This is a genomic window from Winogradskyella poriferorum, assembly GCF_036553625.1.
Taxonomy (GTDB): Bacteria; Bacteroidota; Bacteroidia; order Flavobacteriales; family Flavobacteriaceae; genus Winogradskyella; species Winogradskyella poriferorum.
Genome location: NZ_JAZHOU010000002.1, coordinates 262441 through 279988, shown reverse-complemented (window position 1 = coordinate 279988; position 17548 = coordinate 262441). Strand labels below are relative to the sequence as shown.

The 17548-nt window shown below is 32.0% G+C and carries 18 protein-coding genes; 9 read left to right on the top strand and 9 right to left on the bottom strand.

The genetic code is table 11. The features are described from left to right. Nucleotides 1-22: 22 nt before the first annotated feature. Entirely contained in the window at nt 23-184 is a 162-nt protein-coding gene (rpmH, locus tag V1468_RS07430) for a 50S ribosomal protein L34 (protein WP_138434274.1), read from the bottom strand. Nucleotides 185-349: 165 nt separating this feature from the next. Here rpmH and V1468_RS07425 point away from each other — a divergent pair, with 165 nt between their 5' ends. Beyond that, nucleotides 350-928, top strand: a complete 579-nt coding sequence (locus V1468_RS07425) for a tetratricopeptide repeat protein (protein ID WP_331809607.1) — start codon at nt 350-352, stop codon at nt 926-928. Between the two features lie 2 nt (nt 929-930). On the opposite strand, the gene cls is transcribed toward V1468_RS07425, so the two are convergent. The 3 genes from cls to V1468_RS07410 are packed head-to-tail and all read right to left on the bottom strand — an operon-like array spanning nt 931 to nt 4031. Then, the gene (cls, locus tag V1468_RS07420) at nt 931-2379 is read right to left on the bottom strand and encodes a cardiolipin synthase (protein ID WP_331809606.1); all 1449 of its coding nucleotides are present in this window, start codon (nt 2377-2379) and stop codon (nt 931-933) included. 2 nt (nt 2380-2381) lie between these two features. Beyond that, nucleotides 2382-3317 carry a lytic transglycosylase domain-containing protein gene (locus tag V1468_RS07415; protein ID WP_331809605.1) on the bottom strand — a complete coding sequence of 312 codons (936 nt, stop codon included), beginning with the start codon at nt 3315-3317 and terminating at the stop codon, nt 2382-2384. A gap of 45 nt (nt 3318-3362) precedes the next feature. Next, a complete protein-coding gene (locus V1468_RS07410) occupies nt 3363-4031 on the bottom strand; it encodes an alpha/beta hydrolase (protein ID WP_331809604.1) in 669 nt (222 codons plus the stop codon). A gap of 180 nt (nt 4032-4211) precedes the next feature. Here V1468_RS07410 and V1468_RS07405 point away from each other — a divergent pair, with 180 nt between their 5' ends. Next, the gene (locus tag V1468_RS07405; RefSeq protein WP_138434279.1) at nt 4212-4508 is read left to right on the top strand and encodes an N-acetyltransferase; all 297 of its coding nucleotides are present in this window, start codon (nt 4212-4214) and stop codon (nt 4506-4508) included. 50 nt (nt 4509-4558) lie between these two features. On the opposite strand, the gene mtaB is transcribed toward V1468_RS07405, so the two are convergent. Beyond that, entirely contained in the window at nt 4559-5893 is a 1335-nt protein-coding gene (gene mtaB / locus V1468_RS07400) for a tRNA (N(6)-L-threonylcarbamoyladenosine(37)-C(2))-methylthiotransferase MtaB (protein ID WP_331809603.1), read from the bottom strand. A 45-nt stretch (nt 5894-5938) separates the two neighbouring features. Here mtaB and V1468_RS07395 point away from each other — a divergent pair, with 45 nt between their 5' ends. Beyond that, on the top strand, nt 5939-7573 hold the full coding sequence (locus tag V1468_RS07395; protein WP_331809602.1) for an ABC transporter substrate-binding protein: 1635 nt from the start codon (nt 5939-5941) through the stop codon (nt 7571-7573). Between the two features lie 15 nt (nt 7574-7588). Here the strand turns inward: V1468_RS07395 and V1468_RS07390 are convergent, their stop codons facing one another. The 4 genes from V1468_RS07390 to V1468_RS07375 form a co-directional block, all read right to left on the bottom strand. Further along, a complete protein-coding gene (locus V1468_RS07390) occupies nt 7589-8215 on the bottom strand; it encodes a lysoplasmalogenase family protein (RefSeq protein ID WP_331809601.1) in 627 nt (208 codons plus the stop codon). Nucleotides 8216-8410: 195 nt separating this feature from the next. Then, nucleotides 8411-9319, bottom strand: a complete 909-nt coding sequence (locus tag V1468_RS07385) for a TolB family protein (protein ID WP_331809600.1) — start codon at nt 9317-9319, stop codon at nt 8411-8413. Between the two features lie 16 nt (nt 9320-9335). Next, nucleotides 9336-10511: a GlmU family protein gene (locus tag V1468_RS07380; RefSeq protein WP_331809599.1), complete on the bottom strand. Its 1176-nt coding sequence runs from the start codon at nt 10509-10511 to the stop codon at nt 9336-9338. 78 nt (nt 10512-10589) lie between these two features. After that, a complete protein-coding gene (locus V1468_RS07375; protein WP_138434286.1) occupies nt 10590-10841 on the bottom strand; it encodes a type B 50S ribosomal protein L31 in 252 nt (83 codons plus the stop codon). Nucleotides 10842-11003: 162 nt separating this feature from the next. Between V1468_RS07375 and V1468_RS07370 the strand changes: the two genes are divergently transcribed. The 6 genes from V1468_RS07370 to V1468_RS07345 all read left to right on the top strand — a co-directional run bounded on the left by V1468_RS07370 (nt 11004) and on the right by V1468_RS07345 (nt 17538). Further along, nucleotides 11004-11537 (top strand): DUF4199 domain-containing protein, encoded by a 534-nt coding sequence (locus V1468_RS07370; RefSeq protein WP_331809598.1) that lies wholly within the window; start codon nt 11004-11006, stop codon nt 11535-11537. A gap of 46 nt (nt 11538-11583) precedes the next feature. Further along, nucleotides 11584-12537: a glycosyltransferase family 2 protein gene (locus V1468_RS07365; RefSeq protein WP_331809597.1), complete on the top strand. Its 954-nt coding sequence runs from the start codon at nt 11584-11586 to the stop codon at nt 12535-12537. Nucleotides 12538-12609: 72 nt separating this feature from the next. Next, the gene (locus tag V1468_RS07360) at nt 12610-14337 is read left to right on the top strand and encodes a phospho-sugar mutase (RefSeq protein WP_331809596.1); all 1728 of its coding nucleotides are present in this window, start codon (nt 12610-12612) and stop codon (nt 14335-14337) included. A 3-nt stretch (nt 14338-14340) separates the two neighbouring features. Continuing rightward, on the top strand, nt 14341-16167 hold the full coding sequence (locus V1468_RS07355) for an ABC transporter ATP-binding protein (RefSeq protein WP_331809595.1): 1827 nt from the start codon (nt 14341-14343) through the stop codon (nt 16165-16167). Between the two features lie 296 nt (nt 16168-16463). Further along, nucleotides 16464-17006, top strand: coding sequence for an RNA polymerase sigma factor (locus tag V1468_RS07350; protein ID WP_331809594.1), 543 nt, complete (start codon nt 16464-16466; stop codon nt 17004-17006). A 31-nt stretch (nt 17007-17037) separates the two neighbouring features. Further along, nucleotides 17038-17538, top strand: a complete 501-nt coding sequence (locus tag V1468_RS07345; protein WP_331809593.1) for a hypothetical protein — start codon at nt 17038-17040, stop codon at nt 17536-17538. Nucleotides 17539-17548 lie beyond the last annotated feature (10 nt).

The following is a 17548-nucleotide window of genomic DNA, read 5'->3' as shown; positions in this document are numbered from 1 at the left end:
AAATATTAACAATTGTTAATCATTATTTTTTATGTCTTAATTCTGAAGATACAGACAATTTCTTTCTTCCTTTAGCTCTTCTACGTGCTAAAACTTTTCTTCCGTTAACAGAAGCCATTCTTTCTCTGAAACCGTGCTTGTTTCTTCTCTTTCTTTTTGACGGTTGAAACGTTCTTTTTGGCATTGTCTTATATTTTTAAAATCCTGAGTTCTTAAATTTATTGATTATTGGTTCTCTTAAAAACCGGGTGCAAATATACAACAAGTTTTTGCTTTAGCAAGTACTATTTTCAAAAAAATTTTATTTGTTTTTATTACCTTTGCACACTTCAATATTTAAACCTTAAAAATGTTCAATAAAAATATAAAATTAGTCATAGCAGCATTAATCATTGGGTATGCCATCTATCAATTTACTGAAGGCTACATTGGTAACGGGATTATGTACTTGCTACTTTCTACGATATTTATTTTTCTTTATTTTAAAAATGAAATGATTCTTTTGGCTTTCTTTAAGTTGCGTAAGCAAGATTTTGAAGGTGCTAAAAAATGGTTAGATAAAATAAAAAATCCTGAAGCGTCTTTAGTAAAAAAGCAACAAGGCTATCTTAGTTACCTTAATGGAATAATGGTTTCTCAAACTAACATGAACGAAGCTGAAAAGTATTTTAAAAAGGCTATAACACTAGGTTTATCTATGGATCATGATTTAGCAATGGCTAAATTAAACTTAGCTGGTATTGCTTTTTCTAAACGAAGAAAACAAGAAGCTCAAAAATTACTTTCTGAAGCTGAAAAGCTTGACAAGCGTGATATGTTGGCAGATCAAATAAAAATGATGAAACAGCAAATGAAAAAAGCTTCTATACCAAGACAACATTACGGACAGCCAACTTCTGCCAGACAAAACAGAAGAAGTAGAAGATAATATTACAATAATGGTGCTGCTAAACGCGCCAAAGCTTCAATAAGTTTGGTGCGCTTAGATCTTTTTTTCCATATTTCGAGTTTCAACTTCGTAGTATTTTCTAAGTCTGAATTAAAAATCTGATTGAGATCCATTGCAAAAGGTTTATTATAAACCAAAGCATTAACCTCAAAATTTATGTTGAAACTTCTGTAGTCCATATTTGCAGTACCTACAGTACTAAAGACATCATCTATAACTATAGTTTTGGCATGTACAAATCCTTTGGTGTATTGATAAACCTCTACTCCTGCTTCTAAAAGTTTTTCTAAGTAAGAGTTAGTAGCATACTCAGCTATCCAAGAATCTGATTTTTTGGGTACAATTAGTTTTACTTCAATATTACTTCTGGCCGCAACTTGAAGCGCTGTAACAATTTCATCATTAGGAATAAAATAAGGTGTTGTTATATGTATATACTCTTCTGCATTGGTTATGGCTACAAAAATAGCTTCCATAATATTAGACCAATCTGTATCTGGACCACTAGCAGCAATTTGAAGAGCAACATTTTCTTTACAGGTATTTTCTGGAAAGTAATCTTTTGAAATATTTACATCACCTTCACTAACAAAATCTAATGTTGTAAAGAATAAAATCTGAAGCTGTCTGACGGCTTCTCCAACTATTCTTATATGCGTATCTCTCCAATATCTTGTGTTGTTTGCGTTTACATAATTATCTGAAATATTTATTCCACCTACATACCCTATTTTACCATCAATAATAGCAATCTTTCTGTGGTCTCGATAGTTCATCTTCCCTGTAAATCTAGAAAATAATACTGACATAAATTTGTACAACTCAACACCACTTTCTTTTAACTTACGTTTCATTTTTGAAGATATAGAACTGCCAACATCGTCTATTACCATTTTAACTTTAACACCTTCATTAGCTTTGTTACATATAATTTCTAAAAACTTTGTACCGATAGAATCGTCTTTTACTATAAAATACTCAATATGTATATGGTGCTTAGCTTTTTTTAAGTCATCAAGTAATAGTTGCATCTTTTTATCACCATTTTTAATGAGCTTAATTTCATTTTTTACAGTGAGTTTAGACTTTTCACTATTGTATAATAACCTAATAAGTTTTGACTTCTCTTCTAATAATTCATCTACACTTTCAATAGTTTTGGTGTCTAATTCTAATTCATTTTGAATTTGTTTTACAACCGATTGATTTAAAACATGTTTACGATTAAAAATTTTAGATTTGCGATATTCTTGTCCAAACAAGTAGTAAACAATAAGACCAACAAAAGGAAAAACCAACAAGACAATAATGTAACTTAAAGTCTTTGTTGGATTTATTTTTTTAAATAGAATTGTAATAACAGCAGATATGGCTAAGACGTAATTTAGTCCTATAAGAATTTGCCAAATATGTTCTTTAATGTACTCCAAGATTAAGGTTGTACGCTGTAGTAACCTTCTTTAGGAATCTCTATTGTATACAGTTTTCTAGATTTGTTATTTAGGTGGCCTTCCCTCAACCATGGGTTGTGAATCTTTAGAATCTTGTAGTTAATACCGAATCGTTTTGCAAACTGAGAAAAATCTGTAACTGCAGTATCAACCTCAACTTTATAGGTTGGTATGTATTTGTATAAATCACTCTTGTTGAAATTAAATCCATACTTAGATGGGTTGTTCAAAATTTCTTTCAGAGCAACGATTCTAAACATATATCGACCTGTTTCTTCACCAAGAAGTAAATCGTAGTAATTACTAACACCCTGTTCTTTTAAGCGCCTTGAAATCCCAGCATTACCTGCATTATAAGCTGCAGCCGCTAATGTCCAAGATCCTAATTGTTCTTTTGCTTTCTTTAAATATTTACAAGCTACTTCGGTTGCCATTTCTAAGTTATAACGTTCATCAACATTAGAGTTAACTTCTAATCCGTTTTCTCTACCTGTAGCCTTCATAATCTGCCAAAAACCTCTCGCACCAGCAGGAGAAACTGCATTGGTTAAACCACTTTCTATAACTGCCAAATACTTAAAATCATCTGGCACTCCATTCTTTTTGAGGATTGGCTCTATGACAGGAAAATATTTTTGTGCACGTTTAAACATTAACAAACCATTAGATTGCCAATAGGTGTTAACTAAAAGCTCTCTATCCATTCGCTCATAAATATCTGGATTTTCAACAGGAACCATTTCACCTGCGAAATTTAAGCCTTCAGGCATTTCTAAGGCATAGACGTTATAATCGTTTACTAAAGGGTCTTCTTTACCAATAGTTTCATCTGAAGGAGCTTTCTGCATAGAAAAAATAAATAATCCCGATACACACACAAGCCCTACTACTGCTAATATATTTTTTAAAGTCTTCATACTATTAATTTTTTTTTATAAATGTAAGTAATCTGATGAACTCTTTCAAGTACCAGACTCTATAAGTTTTGGTAAATTTTCGTTAAACCATTTATATTTATTTATTATCATTATATGTGTTCCTCCTTTGATAATGATACAGTTACCTGTGCAAGAATGCGGAAACACCATATCTTTATCGCCGTGAATGTAAATAGCATCAGGATTTGGTTCTTCTTGTTCCCAACACACGACTTGTTTTATGGCCCAATCTAAATATACCGTATCATTTACAGATAAGTATTTTTTATACAAGTCCACACGCTTTTTAATAGTTTCGCCTAGGGCGTATTTTGCCAAAAGGTCAATATTACCTACTAATCGCGTTGGTAAAATCTTATAGGCTTTGGTATATTTTAGCAGTTTTAAACGCTTTGGTAGTTCGTGATGAGATTTTACGCTAGACACGACAAAAAGCCGTTTAAGATTTAAAAACTTACTCATTTCTTGCACTAACATTCCACCAAATGAAACACCTAATAAAACTGAGTTATCATGTTCAATAAAGTTACACATGCGTTTTGCATAATCCTCTAAAGTTTCATTTTTATCAGGTATTTGCCACTCTAACCAATGGATTTTATAGTAGTCTTCGGGTAATTTTATATGTTCAAAAATTGATGGATTAGCCGCCATCCCTGGCATTAAATAAACATGTGTAATATCTGAGGTCATAACAATACTTTACTATATAAATTTAAGCTGATATTTAAATCTAAAGTTTTAAAGACTTATAATTTAACGTTTTAACAACCTTAGCTTAAAACTTACGTCGATTTTTTGTACCTTTGCGCTGCAAATCTATATCAAATATAGTATCTACTTGCCAACCGCTAACTTAAAACAAAGAAAATTATGACTGAAACTGCTGAATTGATCGATAATGACTTTCTGCGTCAATACGAATTAAAGGTTGATGATGACATGGCTGTTATAGAATATTCTTTGCAAGAGCGCAAAATATTCTTGACCAAAATGGTGATTCCTTCATCCATTAAATCTAGTGAATTTGAAAAAGAGTTTTTGGCAATGGTATTTGCTGATATAAAAGAAAGGAACATCAGTGTAGTACCTACAAGTCCTGAAATTGCAAAATTTGTAAGAAGCAATAGAAAATATAAACGTATGCTACCTGTTGGTATTCGTATATAATCTGAAAAAGAAATATAATAAAAAAGCCGAAACGAATTTGTTTCGGCTTTTTATTTTACAGTAAGCTCTTTCACAAAATCAAACCTTACCAATCCATCTTCATCTATTTTGGTTAACTCTACTTGATGTAGTGTATTTACCAGCTCTGGATTCCAAGGTGCTTTAACTTTTACATAGTTCTCTGTAAAACCGTGAATGTAGCCTTCTTTATTCTCTCCTTCAAACAAAACGGTTCTTTTTGTCCCTATCTGTTTTTCGTAAAAGGCTCTTCGCTTTTTAGCGGAAAGGCCTCGAAGCATTTTACTACGCTTTGATCTTATATTTTTTGGTACTACGCCATCCATTGCTGCAGCTTCGGTATTATCGCGCTCAGAATACGTAAATACATGTAGATATGAAATATCTAACTCATTTAAAAAGTTATATGTTTCTAGAAAATGTTCTTCGGTTTCACCAGGAAAACCAACAATAACATCTACACCAATACAAGCATGTGGCATTACTTCTTTTATTTTTGAAACTCGATCTACATACAACTCACGCATATAACGACGTTTCATTTTTTTAAGAATATCATTGCTACCACTTTGTAATGGCACATGAAAATGCGGAACAAATGCTCTGGATTGAGACACCAACTCTATGGTTTCATTCTTCAGTAAATTAGGCTCTATCGAGGAAATTCTTAAACGTTCAATACCTTCTACTTTATCTAATTCGGTAACCAAATCTAAGAAAGTATGCTCGTGCTTTTTGTTTCCAAATTCACCCTTACCATAATCACCAATATTTACACCTGTTAAAACAATTTCTTTGATGTTTTGTTCAGAAATTTCACGAGCATTTTTAAGAACATTGTCCATTGTATCACTTCGAGAAATCCCTCTTGCTAGTGGAATTGTGCAATAAGTACATTTGTAATCGCAACCATCTTGCACCTTTAGAAATGCTCTGGTTCTGTCTCCAATAGAATAACTACCTACATAAAAATCAGCTTCTTCTATCTCACAACTATGCACTTCACCAAAATCATTTTTGGTTAAATCGTTTAGGTAATCAGTAATTTTAAACTTTTCTGTGGCACCCAATACCAAATCTACACCATCAACATCTGCAAGCTCTTCTGGTTTTAGCTGAGCATAGCAACCTATAGCTGCAACAAATGCATCTGGATTTACCTTTTGTGCTTGCTTAACGATAGTCTTAAAACGCTTGTCTGCATTCTCAGTTACAGAACACGTATTTATTACATAAATATCAGCTTCTTCATTAAAGTCTACACGCGTAAAACCTTCATCATTAAAACTTCTTGCTATCGTAGAAGTTTCAGAGAAATTAAGCTTACAACCTAAAGTATAAAATGCGACTTTTTTTGTTGGGTTCATTCTTGTATTTTTACCAAGTTGGCAAATTTACAACATAATAATTAGATGCAAAAACCCATTAAAACCCTATTTTTCAACCTCTTACTTTTAAGTATTACTTTGTTTTCATGTTCATCTAAAAAGAATGAGAATAAAGAACAATTAGTTTTTAGATACAACGAACACAAAAACATAGGTTCTTTAGATCCTGCTTTCTCTAAAGATTTGGCAGATATTTGGGCAACTCACCAGCTTTTTAATGGCCTAGTGCAAATGGATGACCAACTCAATGTAAAGCCTTGTATTGCTAAAAACTGGGTCGTAACTGACAGCGCAAGAACTTACACATTTACTCTAAGAAATGATGTATATTTTCATAAACACCATTTGTTTGGTACTTCGACTTCGCTGAGCCACCAAGATTCTACACGAGCGGTTAATGCATCTGATTTTGAATACAGTTTCAATAGACTGAAAGACGAAAAACTAGCTTCACCTGGAAGTTGGGTGCTTAAAAAAGTAGAAAGTTATACTGCTTTAAATGATTCTACATTTCAGATTAAATTAAAACAACCTTTTCCTGCATTTTTAGGACTACTCACCATGAAATATTGTTCTGTGGTTCCTAAAGAAATTGTAGAGCATTATGGTGGTGATTTTAGATCTAACCCTATTGGCACTGGTCCTTTTAAATTTAAGCGATGGGAAGAAAATGTAAAACTGGTTTTTAGACGCAATAACAAGTATTTTGAAACCGACAAAAAAGGAAAGCAACTACCATATCTTGAAGCCGTAGCCATTACATTTTTACCAGATAAGCAAAGTGAATTTTTACAATTTGCTCAAGGCAATATCGATTTTGTTTCTGGTTTGGATGCCTCTTATAAAGATGAAATTTTAACTGCTGAAGGCAAACTCAGAAAGCTTTACGCTGATGACGTAAACATGATTAGAGGACCATACCTCAACACTGAATATCTGGCATTTTTTATGGAAACTGAAGTCGAAGAAATTCAGGCTTTGAAATTAAGACAAGCTATTAATCTTGGTTTTGATAGGACTAAGATGATTACTTACCTCCGAAACGGCATTGGCATACCTGCTACAGGTGGATTTATTCCAAAAGGATTACCAGGTTTTGATGACACTATAGGTTTTACGTATCAACCCGAAAAAGCAAAACAATTGGTACTAGAATTTAAGTCTGAGACTGGTATCCAAAATCCAGAAGTTACCTTAACAACTACGAGTAATTATTTAAGTTTTTGTGAGTTTATTCAACGTGAAATACAGAAAATTGGTATTAATGTTAATGTGGATGTGATTCCTGCTTCGAGTTTAAAAGATGCTAAAGCCAACGGTCAACTTGACTTTTTTAGAGCAAGCTGGATTGCAGATTATCCTGACGCTGAAAACTACCTATCACTTTATTACAGTAAAAATTTTGCACCAAACGGACCAAATTACACGCACTATTCTAGTAAAGAATTTGACACGATGTACGAAGCCTCCTACCTAGAAACCAATCCAGAAGTTAGAGCTAATCTTTATACTAAAATGGATGCTTTGGTAATGCGTACAGCACCAATTGTTCCAATGTTTTATGATGAAGTGGTACGTTTTACAAGAAAAGAAGTAAAAGGTTTGGGAATTAATGCCACTAATTTACTAGAGCTAAAACAAGTTGAAAAAATGAAGTAATTTATTCTACTTACCCTATGATTTTTCTTTATTCTCTTTTAATAAGCCTACTACAATAAAAAACTGAGACAAGTTAAATGCCAAAGCTATTACACTACTGCTAAGCATATTATACTGAAAACTAGATGAAAACATGTTTAAGGCAGTAAGACCATCCACAACTAACATCAGCAAAAAACCTATTAAAACCAAGTTGAAACTAACCCTACTTACAACTTTATATCTCAGATAAGTGAATAAACCAAACATCAGCGTAAAAAATAAATACACTAATACTTGAACGAAATAAATATCCTTAATATTATTAAATATAGCTGTCAAAAGAAAAAGCATATATACGCTACAGAAAATTAAAAAGGGAATGATATGCTTAAATTTGAAATCTTCGTGGTTTAAAAAGCATATTATAAAACAGATTTTAGCAGAAATTAGTAGACCTATTGCCATATTAAAACTAAAAACAGAATAACGGTCTAAAAAAAATAAATCACCTATAAAAAATGAGAGTATACCAAAAACTACCAATAGTGATTTTTGTTTCTTGTAATTTTGAATATTCTCAAAAAAGTAATGTAAAATAAGTAACGGTGTAATAGACTTTATAAAATAACGGTAATTAATAGAAACTCCTTCATATTTCAAAACAATATTTATAAGCACAAATACAGTTATTAAAACTAAATATCTAATATAATTGTAAGATGTTTTTCTGCTCATAACCGGATAATATTGTAGATTACTAAATAAAGACGGTTTACTTCAACAACCAATCATAATATTGATTTACAGATAATTAAAATATTTTTTATCTGATATCCAAATTAAGATTTGACTTTATTATTTATACCCTGAAAAATAATATAAATCATCACCTCCTTCACCTTTGTAGCGTCGCGATGAAATATAGCCAGTGGTTAAATCATCATTCAAGAAAAAAGAAAAATCATCGCCTCTACTGTTTATAGGCTCTTCTAAAGAATGTGGCTCTTGTTCGGCATCATCAGAATCTAAGTCGTAAACATAAATATCTAAACCGCCTTTTCCACCTCTTCTATTTGAAGTAAAGTACAGCTTGTTATCTGCGCTAACAAACGGGAATATTTCTGTACGTGAAGAATTTATGGTTTCACCTAAGCTTGTCACTTCACCATAAGTCTCGTGGTTAGAAACTGAAACCTTATATAAGTCTGATTTTCCTTTGGTTCCCTTTACATCTGCAATAAAGTAAAGTGTATTTCCATCTGGACTCAGTGCTGGATGCGCATAGTTATGGTCTGGCTCACAGAATGGTAAGGTTTCAAAATTTGTCCAACCTTTACCCTCTTCATATTCAGCACGCTGAATTTGTAAATTATAAGTCTCTACGCCTTTTAATTTATTAGTGCCTTTATCAAGATGATTGGTTGTAAAGTACATGTACTTACCATCCTTAGAAAAAGTAGCAGAAGACATATTAAAACGTCCTAATTCTGTTTTTACAATTGGTTGCTCGTCTTTAATTTCTCCATCTTCGCTTAATGGAGCTTCGTACATAATGTAAATAAAACCATCGTACTTGTCTTTTATTGGCCGTCCTCTTTTTGTTGTAAGGTTGTGACTAAAAAACACCTTATCACCAACCACACGAGCTGCAAAATGATCTAACTCTGTATTAATCTTCAGTTTTTTTACTTCAACATCTTCACTCTGCGAAAATCCGAAAGCAAAAGTCAATAAAGCTATAAGTAAGGTAAATTTGGTTTTCATTTGTAAATATTTGTGATTATTCTCTTCGGTACTGTTTTGTTTCTTCAAAAACGTGTTCTAAAATCGCTTTATCTTTATCTGTAAATTCCTCATTTCTTCTTGCCATAACCACTTCTGCCACTTCAAATGCTTTGTTGGTTTTATAAGTTACAAAACCTTTACTGCCTCCCCAAGAAAAACTTGGAACAAAATTGCGAGGAAACCCACTTCCAAAGATATTTGAACTTACACCAACAACTGTACCAGTATTAAACATAGTATTGATACCACACTTGCTATGGTCGCCCATCATTAAGCCACAAAATTGTAAACCTGTTTTAGCAAAGCCACCTGTTTGATAGTTCCAGAGCCTTACTTCTGCGTAGTTATTTTTAAGGTTGCTATTGTTAGAGTCTGCACCAATATTACACCATTCACCCAATACCGAATTTCCTAAAAAACCATCATGGCCTTTATTAGAAAAACCAAAAATTACAGAGTTGTTTACTTCTCCACCTACTTTACTATGTGGTCCTACTGTAGTTGGTCCGTATATTTTGGTTGCTAATTTTAATGTTGCATTGTTACACAATGCCAAAGGTCCTCTAACAACAGTGCCTTCCATAATTTCTGCATCTCTACCAATATAAATTGGTCCTGAACTAGCATTAAGCGTTACAAAATTGAGTTTTGCCCCTTTTTCAATAAAGATATTTTCAGGGTTTAAGGTTTTTACCGTTGCAGGAATCGGCTCAGACTTTCGTCCATTTGTAATTAGATTAAAATCCTCTTCTATGGCATCTCCATTCTTTGAAAAAATATCCCAAGTGTTTTCAATTTTCAAAATATCTCCTTCAAATTCAATAGCTTCAAAATTTGAAAAATCATTAACCTCTTCTCCTTCTTTTGCAAAAAAAGCGATAACATCTTCTTCCTTAAATACTGCCTGGTTATCACTTAAGTTTTTAATTACCTCTACAACTTCTGTATTTGGTAAAAAGGAAGCATTAATCATTATATTCTCTTCCATTTCTACCATTGGAAACTTATCCGACAAATAATCTTCTGTAACAGTGGTTGTGGTGTATTCTAAGAAGGATTCCCATTTCTGACGAATTGTTAATATGCCTACTCTTATTTCAGCTACTGGTCTGGTATATGTAAAAGGTAAGAGGTTATCTCTGTACGGTCCGTCAAAAAGTATATAGTTCATTTTAAATTGAGTTTATGTAAAAATAAAAAAAGCCTTTCTACAAAAGAAAGGCTTTTTAAATTATCTAAATAACTAAGATTATTTCTTAAACTTAGCGTATTTATTTTTGAATTTATCGATACGACCAGCTGTATCTACCAATTTAGATTTACCAGTGTAGTAAGGATGAGAAGTTCTAGAAATTTCCAATTTTACTAATGGATATTCAACACCATCAACCTCAATAGTTTCATTTGTCTCTGCAGTAGACTTAGTTAAAAATACTTCGTCATTAGACATGTCTTTAAATGCTACTACTCTATAATTTTCTGGATGTATTCCTGCTTTCATCGCTATATGCTTTAAATAATTTCGATTTTTTCGAGGTGCAAATTTAAGTAAATTTTGTAATTCTACAATCTTTTTGAGATTTTTTATTTCAACTTTTTAGTGTAACAATTTAGTATCTTTGAATACTAACTAGTCAATTAACTAACAAAATTAACCTTAATCATGGAAAAATCATATAAATCTTCAGCTACTCAATACGGTATCTATTTAGCATTAATCCTATCTTCGTTAACAGTAATAGGCTATGCTGCTTATTTAGATCTTTTTACAAAATGGTGGTTTGGAATTAGCCAAATGGTATTAGTAATAGTTTTTGGAGTAATTTCATCAGTAAAAGCAAGAAGTATATTAGGAGGATATATTTCTTTTAAAGATGCTTTCACCGCTTTCTTCATCACTGTAGCTATTGGAATTACAATTCCTGCAATTATAGGTTTAATTATTTTTAATTTTGTTGATCCTGAAGCAGCAACAATACTACAAGAAAAGATTATAGAGTCTCAACTAAAAATGATGGAAAATTGGGGAGCTCCTCAAGAAACAATAGATAAAACTCTAGAACAATTAGAGGCTCAAGGAAGTTTCTTCACTATAACTAATTCTCTAAAATCTATTGCATACCAACTTGTTGGATTTAGTGTTGCAGGTTTAATTGTTGCTCTAGTGGTTAAAAAGTCTGACCCACACGCTGCTTAAATAATTTCGTTTATTTTTGAAGTCTATAAATTAGAGTTTTCAAAATATGAATATATCAGTAGTTATACCACTACTTAACGAAGAAGAATCTTTAAAAGAACTACACGATTGGATTGTATCTGTGATGCAATCCAATTCGTTTTCATACGAAATTCTATTTATAGACGATGGTAGTACTGATAATTCTTGGAAAGTGATTTCGCGACTTGCTGAATCAAATACCAATGTAAAAGGTATTCGTTTTCTAAAAAACTTTGGAAAATCCCAAGCCTTACATGCTGGTTTTGCTGCTGCAAAAGGTGATGTTGTAATCACTATGGATGCTGATCTTCAGGATAATCCTGATGAAATTCCTGAATTATATGACATGATAACCAACAAAGGTTATGACCTTGTTTCTGGTTGGAAAAAGAAACGATACGACTCTGTAATTACTAAAAATCTGCCTTCAAAGCTTTTTAATTGGGCAGCAAGACGCACTTCTGGAGTGAAACTTCACGATTTTAACTGTGGACTTAAAGCTTATAGCAATACCGTTGTAAAACATATTGATGTTTATGGTGAAATGCATCGCTACATTCCTGTATTGGCAAAAAATGCTGGCTTTATTAACATTGGTGAAAAAATTGTAAAACACCAAGCCAGAAAATATGGGCATACCAAATTTGGCATGAACCGTTTTATCAATGGATTTTTAGATCTTATTACTATTTGGTTTGTTTCGCGTTTTGGTAAACGTCCTATGCATCTTTTTGGTGCTCTTGGTGTTGTAATGTTTATCATTGGCTTTGGATTTGCATTTTATCTGGGCTTAGATAAGCTGTTCTTTAATCCAACAGGAAGACTTATTACTGACCGACCACAATTTTACATTGCTCTATCAACAATGATTATAGGTTCGCAATTATTTATTGCAGGGTTTTTAGGTGAACTAATTCTAAGATCTAAACGTCAACAACAACGATACTATATTAAGGAAGCATTAAATGTGCCTGAATAAGGGTAATAATCTTTAAGATTCAATTTTGCATGCTTAAGATTTTTTACATTTGTATAATAATACTTTTTACTTATGATTTACATTAAACCAGAAATATTAGAACGCGTAAATACTTGGTTAACACCAACTTTTGATCAAGACACTCAAGACCAAATAAAAAACATGATTGCTTCTGACCCAAAAGGATTAGAAGAAAGTTTTTACAAAGATTTAGAGTTTGGTACAGGCGGAATGCGCGGCATAATGGGTCTTGGCACTAACCGTATTAATAAATATACGCTTGGAAAAAATACACAAGGGCTTAGCAATTATTTAAATCAGGTTTTTTCTGGTGAACAAGTAAAAGTAGCTATTGCTTACGATTGTAGACACAATAGTAACACCTTCGGTAAGGTAGTTGCTGATGTATTTTCTGCTAATGGTATTCAGGTTTATTTATTTGAAGATTTAAGACCTACACCAGAGCTATCTTTTACACTTAAGCATTTAGGTTGTCATTGTGGAATTGTATTAACCGCATCTCACAATCCACCAGAATATAATGGCTATAAAGTATACTGGCAAGATGGTGGACAATTAGTTCCACCACAAGATGGAGAAATTATAGCAGAAATAAACAAGTTAGATTATTCTGAGATTAAGTTTGAACCCAATTCAGATTTAATTCAATATATAGGCAAGGATGTTGACGATGTATTTATTAATTCATCTATTAAAAATGGAAGTTTTAATACATCATCTGAAGCTAAAGAAAATTTAAACATCGTTTTTACATCACTTCACGGAACTTCAATAATGGCTATACCAGAAACCTTGAAACGTGCTGGTTACACTAATGTAAATATTGTAGAAGAACAAAAAGATCCAAATGGAGATTTCCCTACAGTAGTATCTCCAAACCCAGAAGAGCCAGAAGCTTTAAAAATGGCTATGGAGCTTGCAGAAAAAGTAGATGGTGATATTGTTATTGGTACAGATCCAGATTGTGATAGATTAGGTGTTGTAGTAAGAAACCTAGAAAACGAATTGGTGATTCTAAATGGTAACCAAACCATGATTTTAATGACTGATTTCCTATTAAAACAATGGAAAAAAGAAGGCAAAATTAATGGTAAACAATTTGTTGGTTCTACGATTGTATCTACGCCAATGATGTCTGTTTTAGCGAATGCTTACAATGTAGAATGCAAAATTGGCTTAACAGGTTTTAAATGGATTGCCAAAATGATAAAAGACTTCCCTGAATTAGACTTTATTGGTGGTGGTGAAGAGAGTTTTGGTTTTATGGTTGGTGATTTTGTGCGCGATAAAGATGCTGTAACTTCTACCCTTTTAGCATGCGAAATAGCAGCACAAGCTAAAGCTGAAGGTAAAACTTTATATGAAAAACTAATAGATCTATATGTTGAGCATGGTCTCTTTAAAGAGCGACTAATATCACTTACTAAAAAAGGAATTGAAGGCGCAGCAGAAATTAAGCAAATGATGGTTGATGCCAGAAATAATCCTTTAAAAGAAATTAATGGAGAAAAAGTAGTACTTATTGAAGATTACCAAACTTCAATTGCTAAAAACTTACAAACACAGGAAGAATCAACTATAGATGTACCAAAATCTAATGTATTAATCTATTATACAGAAGAAGGTAGTAAGATAGCATTAAGACCAAGTGGTACAGAGCCAAAAATTAAATTCTACATCAGTGTTAACACAGATCTTGACAATGTGTCTGCTTTTGCAGCAACGGAGCAGTTATTGGAAAGTAAGATTGACGCTATCCTAAAGGATATGAATTTATAGTACATGGATTACATAAAAAAACTATCTCGATTTATTATTCCGTACAAGCGCTACGGAATTTTAAATATCATCTCTAATATCTTTTATGCACTCTTTAGCACATTGGCAATGATATCGTTAATGCCAATGATTAACGTTTTGTTTGGTGAAGGCAAAAAGGTAACAGAAAAACCCATATACGAAGGCATAAAAAACATTAAGTCTTATGCTGAAGACTCAATTAATTATATAATTACGACAACCTCTGAAGAGTATGGAGCGCAACGTTCTTTATTGTATATGATCATTCTAATAATAAGCCTTTTTTTATTAAAGAACCTTTTTAATTATTTGGGATTATACTTTATCACGTTTTTACGCAATGGAGTGCTCAAAGATCTCAGAAACGAAATCTACAATAAAGTTACCCATCTTCCAATATCTTATTATTCTGAAAAAAAGAAGGGCGATATTATAGCACGAATTTCAGGCGATGTAAATGAAGTAAAAAACTCATTATTAGCAGTTTTAGAACTAATTGTAAAAGAACCACTCACCATCTTATTTGCAATTATTGCAATGTTTATGATATCGGTAAAACTTACAATTTTTGTTTTTTTATTTATTCCTGTTTCTGGCTTTATAATCTCAAGAATTGGTAAAAGTTTAAAGAAAAAGTCTAACAGAGTTCAAACAGAGCAAGGTATTTTCTTATCAACACTAGAAGAAACCTTGAGTGGTCTTAAAGTTATAAAAGGATTTAATGCAGAAAAAAAATTTAATGACGAGTTTCAAAAATCTACCAACAGATTTTATAATTTTTCTAATATTTTGATGAATCGTCAAAATCTAGCGTCTCCTACAAGTGAAGTTTTAGGTATTATAACCATAGCTGTTTTACTTTGGTATGGCGGAAGCATGGTGCTTGTAGACAAAACGTTATCAGGTGGTGCCTTTATTGGCTATATAGGTTTAGCTTGGCAAATTCTTACACCAGCTAAAGCTATTAGTAAAGCTAGCTACAAAGTTAAAGCTGGTAATGCGGCAGCAGATCGTGTATTAGAAATTCTTAATACAGAATCACCTCTAAAAGATAAGCCTGACGCAAAAGTGAAATCAGATTTCAAATCTCAATTAAATATTAATAATATCTCGTTTAAGTACGAAGAAGATTATGTGCTTAAAAATTTTAATCTTAATGTACCAAAAGGAAAGAGTGTTGCTTTAGTTGGCCAGTCTGGTAGTGGAAAAAGTACTATTGCCAACCTTGTAACGCGTTTTTATGATGTTAACGAAGGAAGTATTTCTATTGACGGAGAAAACATAAAAGGACTTACAAAGCATTCTTTACGTAATCTAATGGGACTTGTAACCCAAGATTCAATTTTATTTAATGATACCATCAAAAACAATGTGTTATTAGGTAAAGAAGATGCTACAAATGACGAAGTTATTGACGCTTTAAAAATTGCAAATGCTTGGGAATTTGTAAAAGAACTACCAAATGGTATAGACACTAATATTGGAGATTCTGGAAATAAACTCTCTGGTGGACAAAAACAACGTTTAAGTATAGCTAGAGCTGTACTAAAGAATCCACCTATTATGATATTGGATGAAGCAACTTCTGCCTTAGACACAGAGAGCGAACGCTTGGTGCAAGATGCTCTAGAAAATATGATGAAAAACAGAACATCTATTGTCATTGCGCATAGACTGTCTACAATTCAAAATGCAGACTTAATTGTAGTAATGCAAAAAGGTGAAATCGTTGAGCAAGGTACACATACTGAACTTTTAACTAAACAAGGCGTTTATAAGAAACTTGTTGAAATGCAAAGTTTTGAATAAATAAAACTCATTAAACTTTAATATAAAAAGGATACACATGAAGTGTATCCTTTTCTTTTTGTTACCAGATTTGGGGAAACTGATAACAAGTTAATAGGTTAAGCTGGGTCAAACATATAACAAATAAGTCTAGTAAACAAGAAAAAAATGCTTTTTATCGATTTTTTTTGCTTTTTATCGATTGTAAAAATACTAAAAGATTGTTTATTAAACACTTACAGTATTTGCTGAGATAATTGTTTTTTCACTATTAAACTTTTGCTAACTTCAATGGTCTAAATAGTAAAATAACTTGCTTGACAACCGAAACGGAATTTATATTACGTCTCAAAGACCCTAAATCTAAAGAAGATGCTTTTAGAGAATTACTGAGTCTCTATAAAGAGCGTTTGTATTGGCATATCCGAAAGATTGTTATTTCACATGACGATGCAGACGACGTGCTACAAAACACATTCATAAAGGTATATCGCAACATTGACAAATTCAAAGGAGACAGCAAATTATACTCTTGGTTGTACCGTATTGCTACAAACGAATCTATTACACATATCAATAGAAACGCCAAGCGTATGCAAATTACTAATGAGGAACACCAAAATTTAGCTATTAATAATCTTACTGCAGATGTTTACTTTGAAGGTGATGAAATTCAGCTAAAATTACAAAAAGCTATAGCATCACTTCCACAAAAACAGCAACTCGTTTTCAATATGAAATATTTTGATGATCTTAAATACAAAGAAATTGCAGAAATTTTAGAAACCAGTGAGGGAGCTTTAAAAGCCTCATACCATATAGCAGTAAAAAAAATAGAAGCCTTTTTAACTGAAGATTAAACCATTTTAGTATTTTGAAGTCAAAGTAGAAATGAAAAAAGAAAAATTACATAACATTAAATCTAATGGTTTTAAAACACCAGAAAATTACTTTGATTCAATTGAAGACAAATTCTTTGAACTTCTTAAATTTGAGGAAAACATTGAAGGTGTTAATGATTCTGGTTTCACGGCACCTGAGGGTTATTTTGATACATTAGAAGATAAAATCTTAAGCAAGTTAGAGGATAAGCCAGTTGTTAAACTAAATAGTAGAAACAAATTTTATTACATAGCTGGCTTTGCAGCCTCTCTTCTATTATTATTTGCTATTTTCTTAAACAATAATGATACTACTCAAGAGTTATCTGCAGAAATGGTTGAAACATACTTTGAAAACAGTGATTTAGACAGTTATGAGTTGGCCGAATTATTGGTTAATGCAGATATTCTTGAAGAAGATTTTACTATAGTAGAAACCGAATACAAAGAAGAAAACTTAGAGTCATACCTTTTAGAAAACACAGATATTGAAACAATTTTACAACAATAAAAACATTATA

Coding starts and splice junctions, on each gene's coding strand:
- V1468_RS07355 (WP_331809595.1), top strand. CDS start 14,341: ATGGATTACATAAAAAAACTATCTCGATTTATTATTCCGTACAAGCGC.
- V1468_RS07405 (WP_138434279.1), top strand. CDS start 4,212: ATGACTGAAACTGCTGAATTGATCGATAATGACTTTCTGCGTCAATAC.
- V1468_RS07365 (WP_331809597.1), top strand. CDS start 11,584: ATGAATATATCAGTAGTTATACCACTACTTAACGAAGAAGAATCTTTA.
- V1468_RS07385 (WP_331809600.1), bottom strand. CDS start 9,319: ATGAAAACCAAATTTACCTTACTTATAGCTTTATTGACTTTTGCTTTC.
- V1468_RS07380 (WP_331809599.1), bottom strand. CDS start 10,511: ATGAACTATATACTTTTTGACGGACCGTACAGAGATAACCTCTTACCT.
- mtaB (WP_331809603.1), bottom strand. CDS start 5,893: ATGAACCCAACAAAAAAAGTCGCATTTTATACTTTAGGTTGTAAGCTT.
- V1468_RS07395 (WP_331809602.1), top strand. CDS start 5,939: ATGCAAAAACCCATTAAAACCCTATTTTTCAACCTCTTACTTTTAAGT.
- V1468_RS07370 (WP_331809598.1), top strand. CDS start 11,004: ATGGAAAAATCATATAAATCTTCAGCTACTCAATACGGTATCTATTTA.
- V1468_RS07425 (WP_331809607.1), top strand. CDS start 350: ATGTTCAATAAAAATATAAAATTAGTCATAGCAGCATTAATCATTGGG.
- V1468_RS07345 (WP_331809593.1), top strand. CDS start 17,038: ATGAAAAAAGAAAAATTACATAACATTAAATCTAATGGTTTTAAAACA.
- V1468_RS07410 (WP_331809604.1), bottom strand. CDS start 4,031: ATGACCTCAGATATTACACATGTTTATTTAATGCCAGGGATGGCGGCT.
- V1468_RS07415 (WP_331809605.1), bottom strand. CDS start 3,317: ATGAAGACTTTAAAAAATATATTAGCAGTAGTAGGGCTTGTGTGTGTA.
- V1468_RS07375 (WP_138434286.1), bottom strand. CDS start 10,841: ATGAAAGCAGGAATACATCCAGAAAATTATAGAGTAGTAGCATTTAAA.
- rpmH (WP_138434274.1), bottom strand. CDS start 184: ATGCCAAAAAGAACGTTTCAACCGTCAAAAAGAAAGAGAAGAAACAAG.
- V1468_RS07360 (WP_331809596.1), top strand. CDS start 12,610: ATGATTTACATTAAACCAGAAATATTAGAACGCGTAAATACTTGGTTA.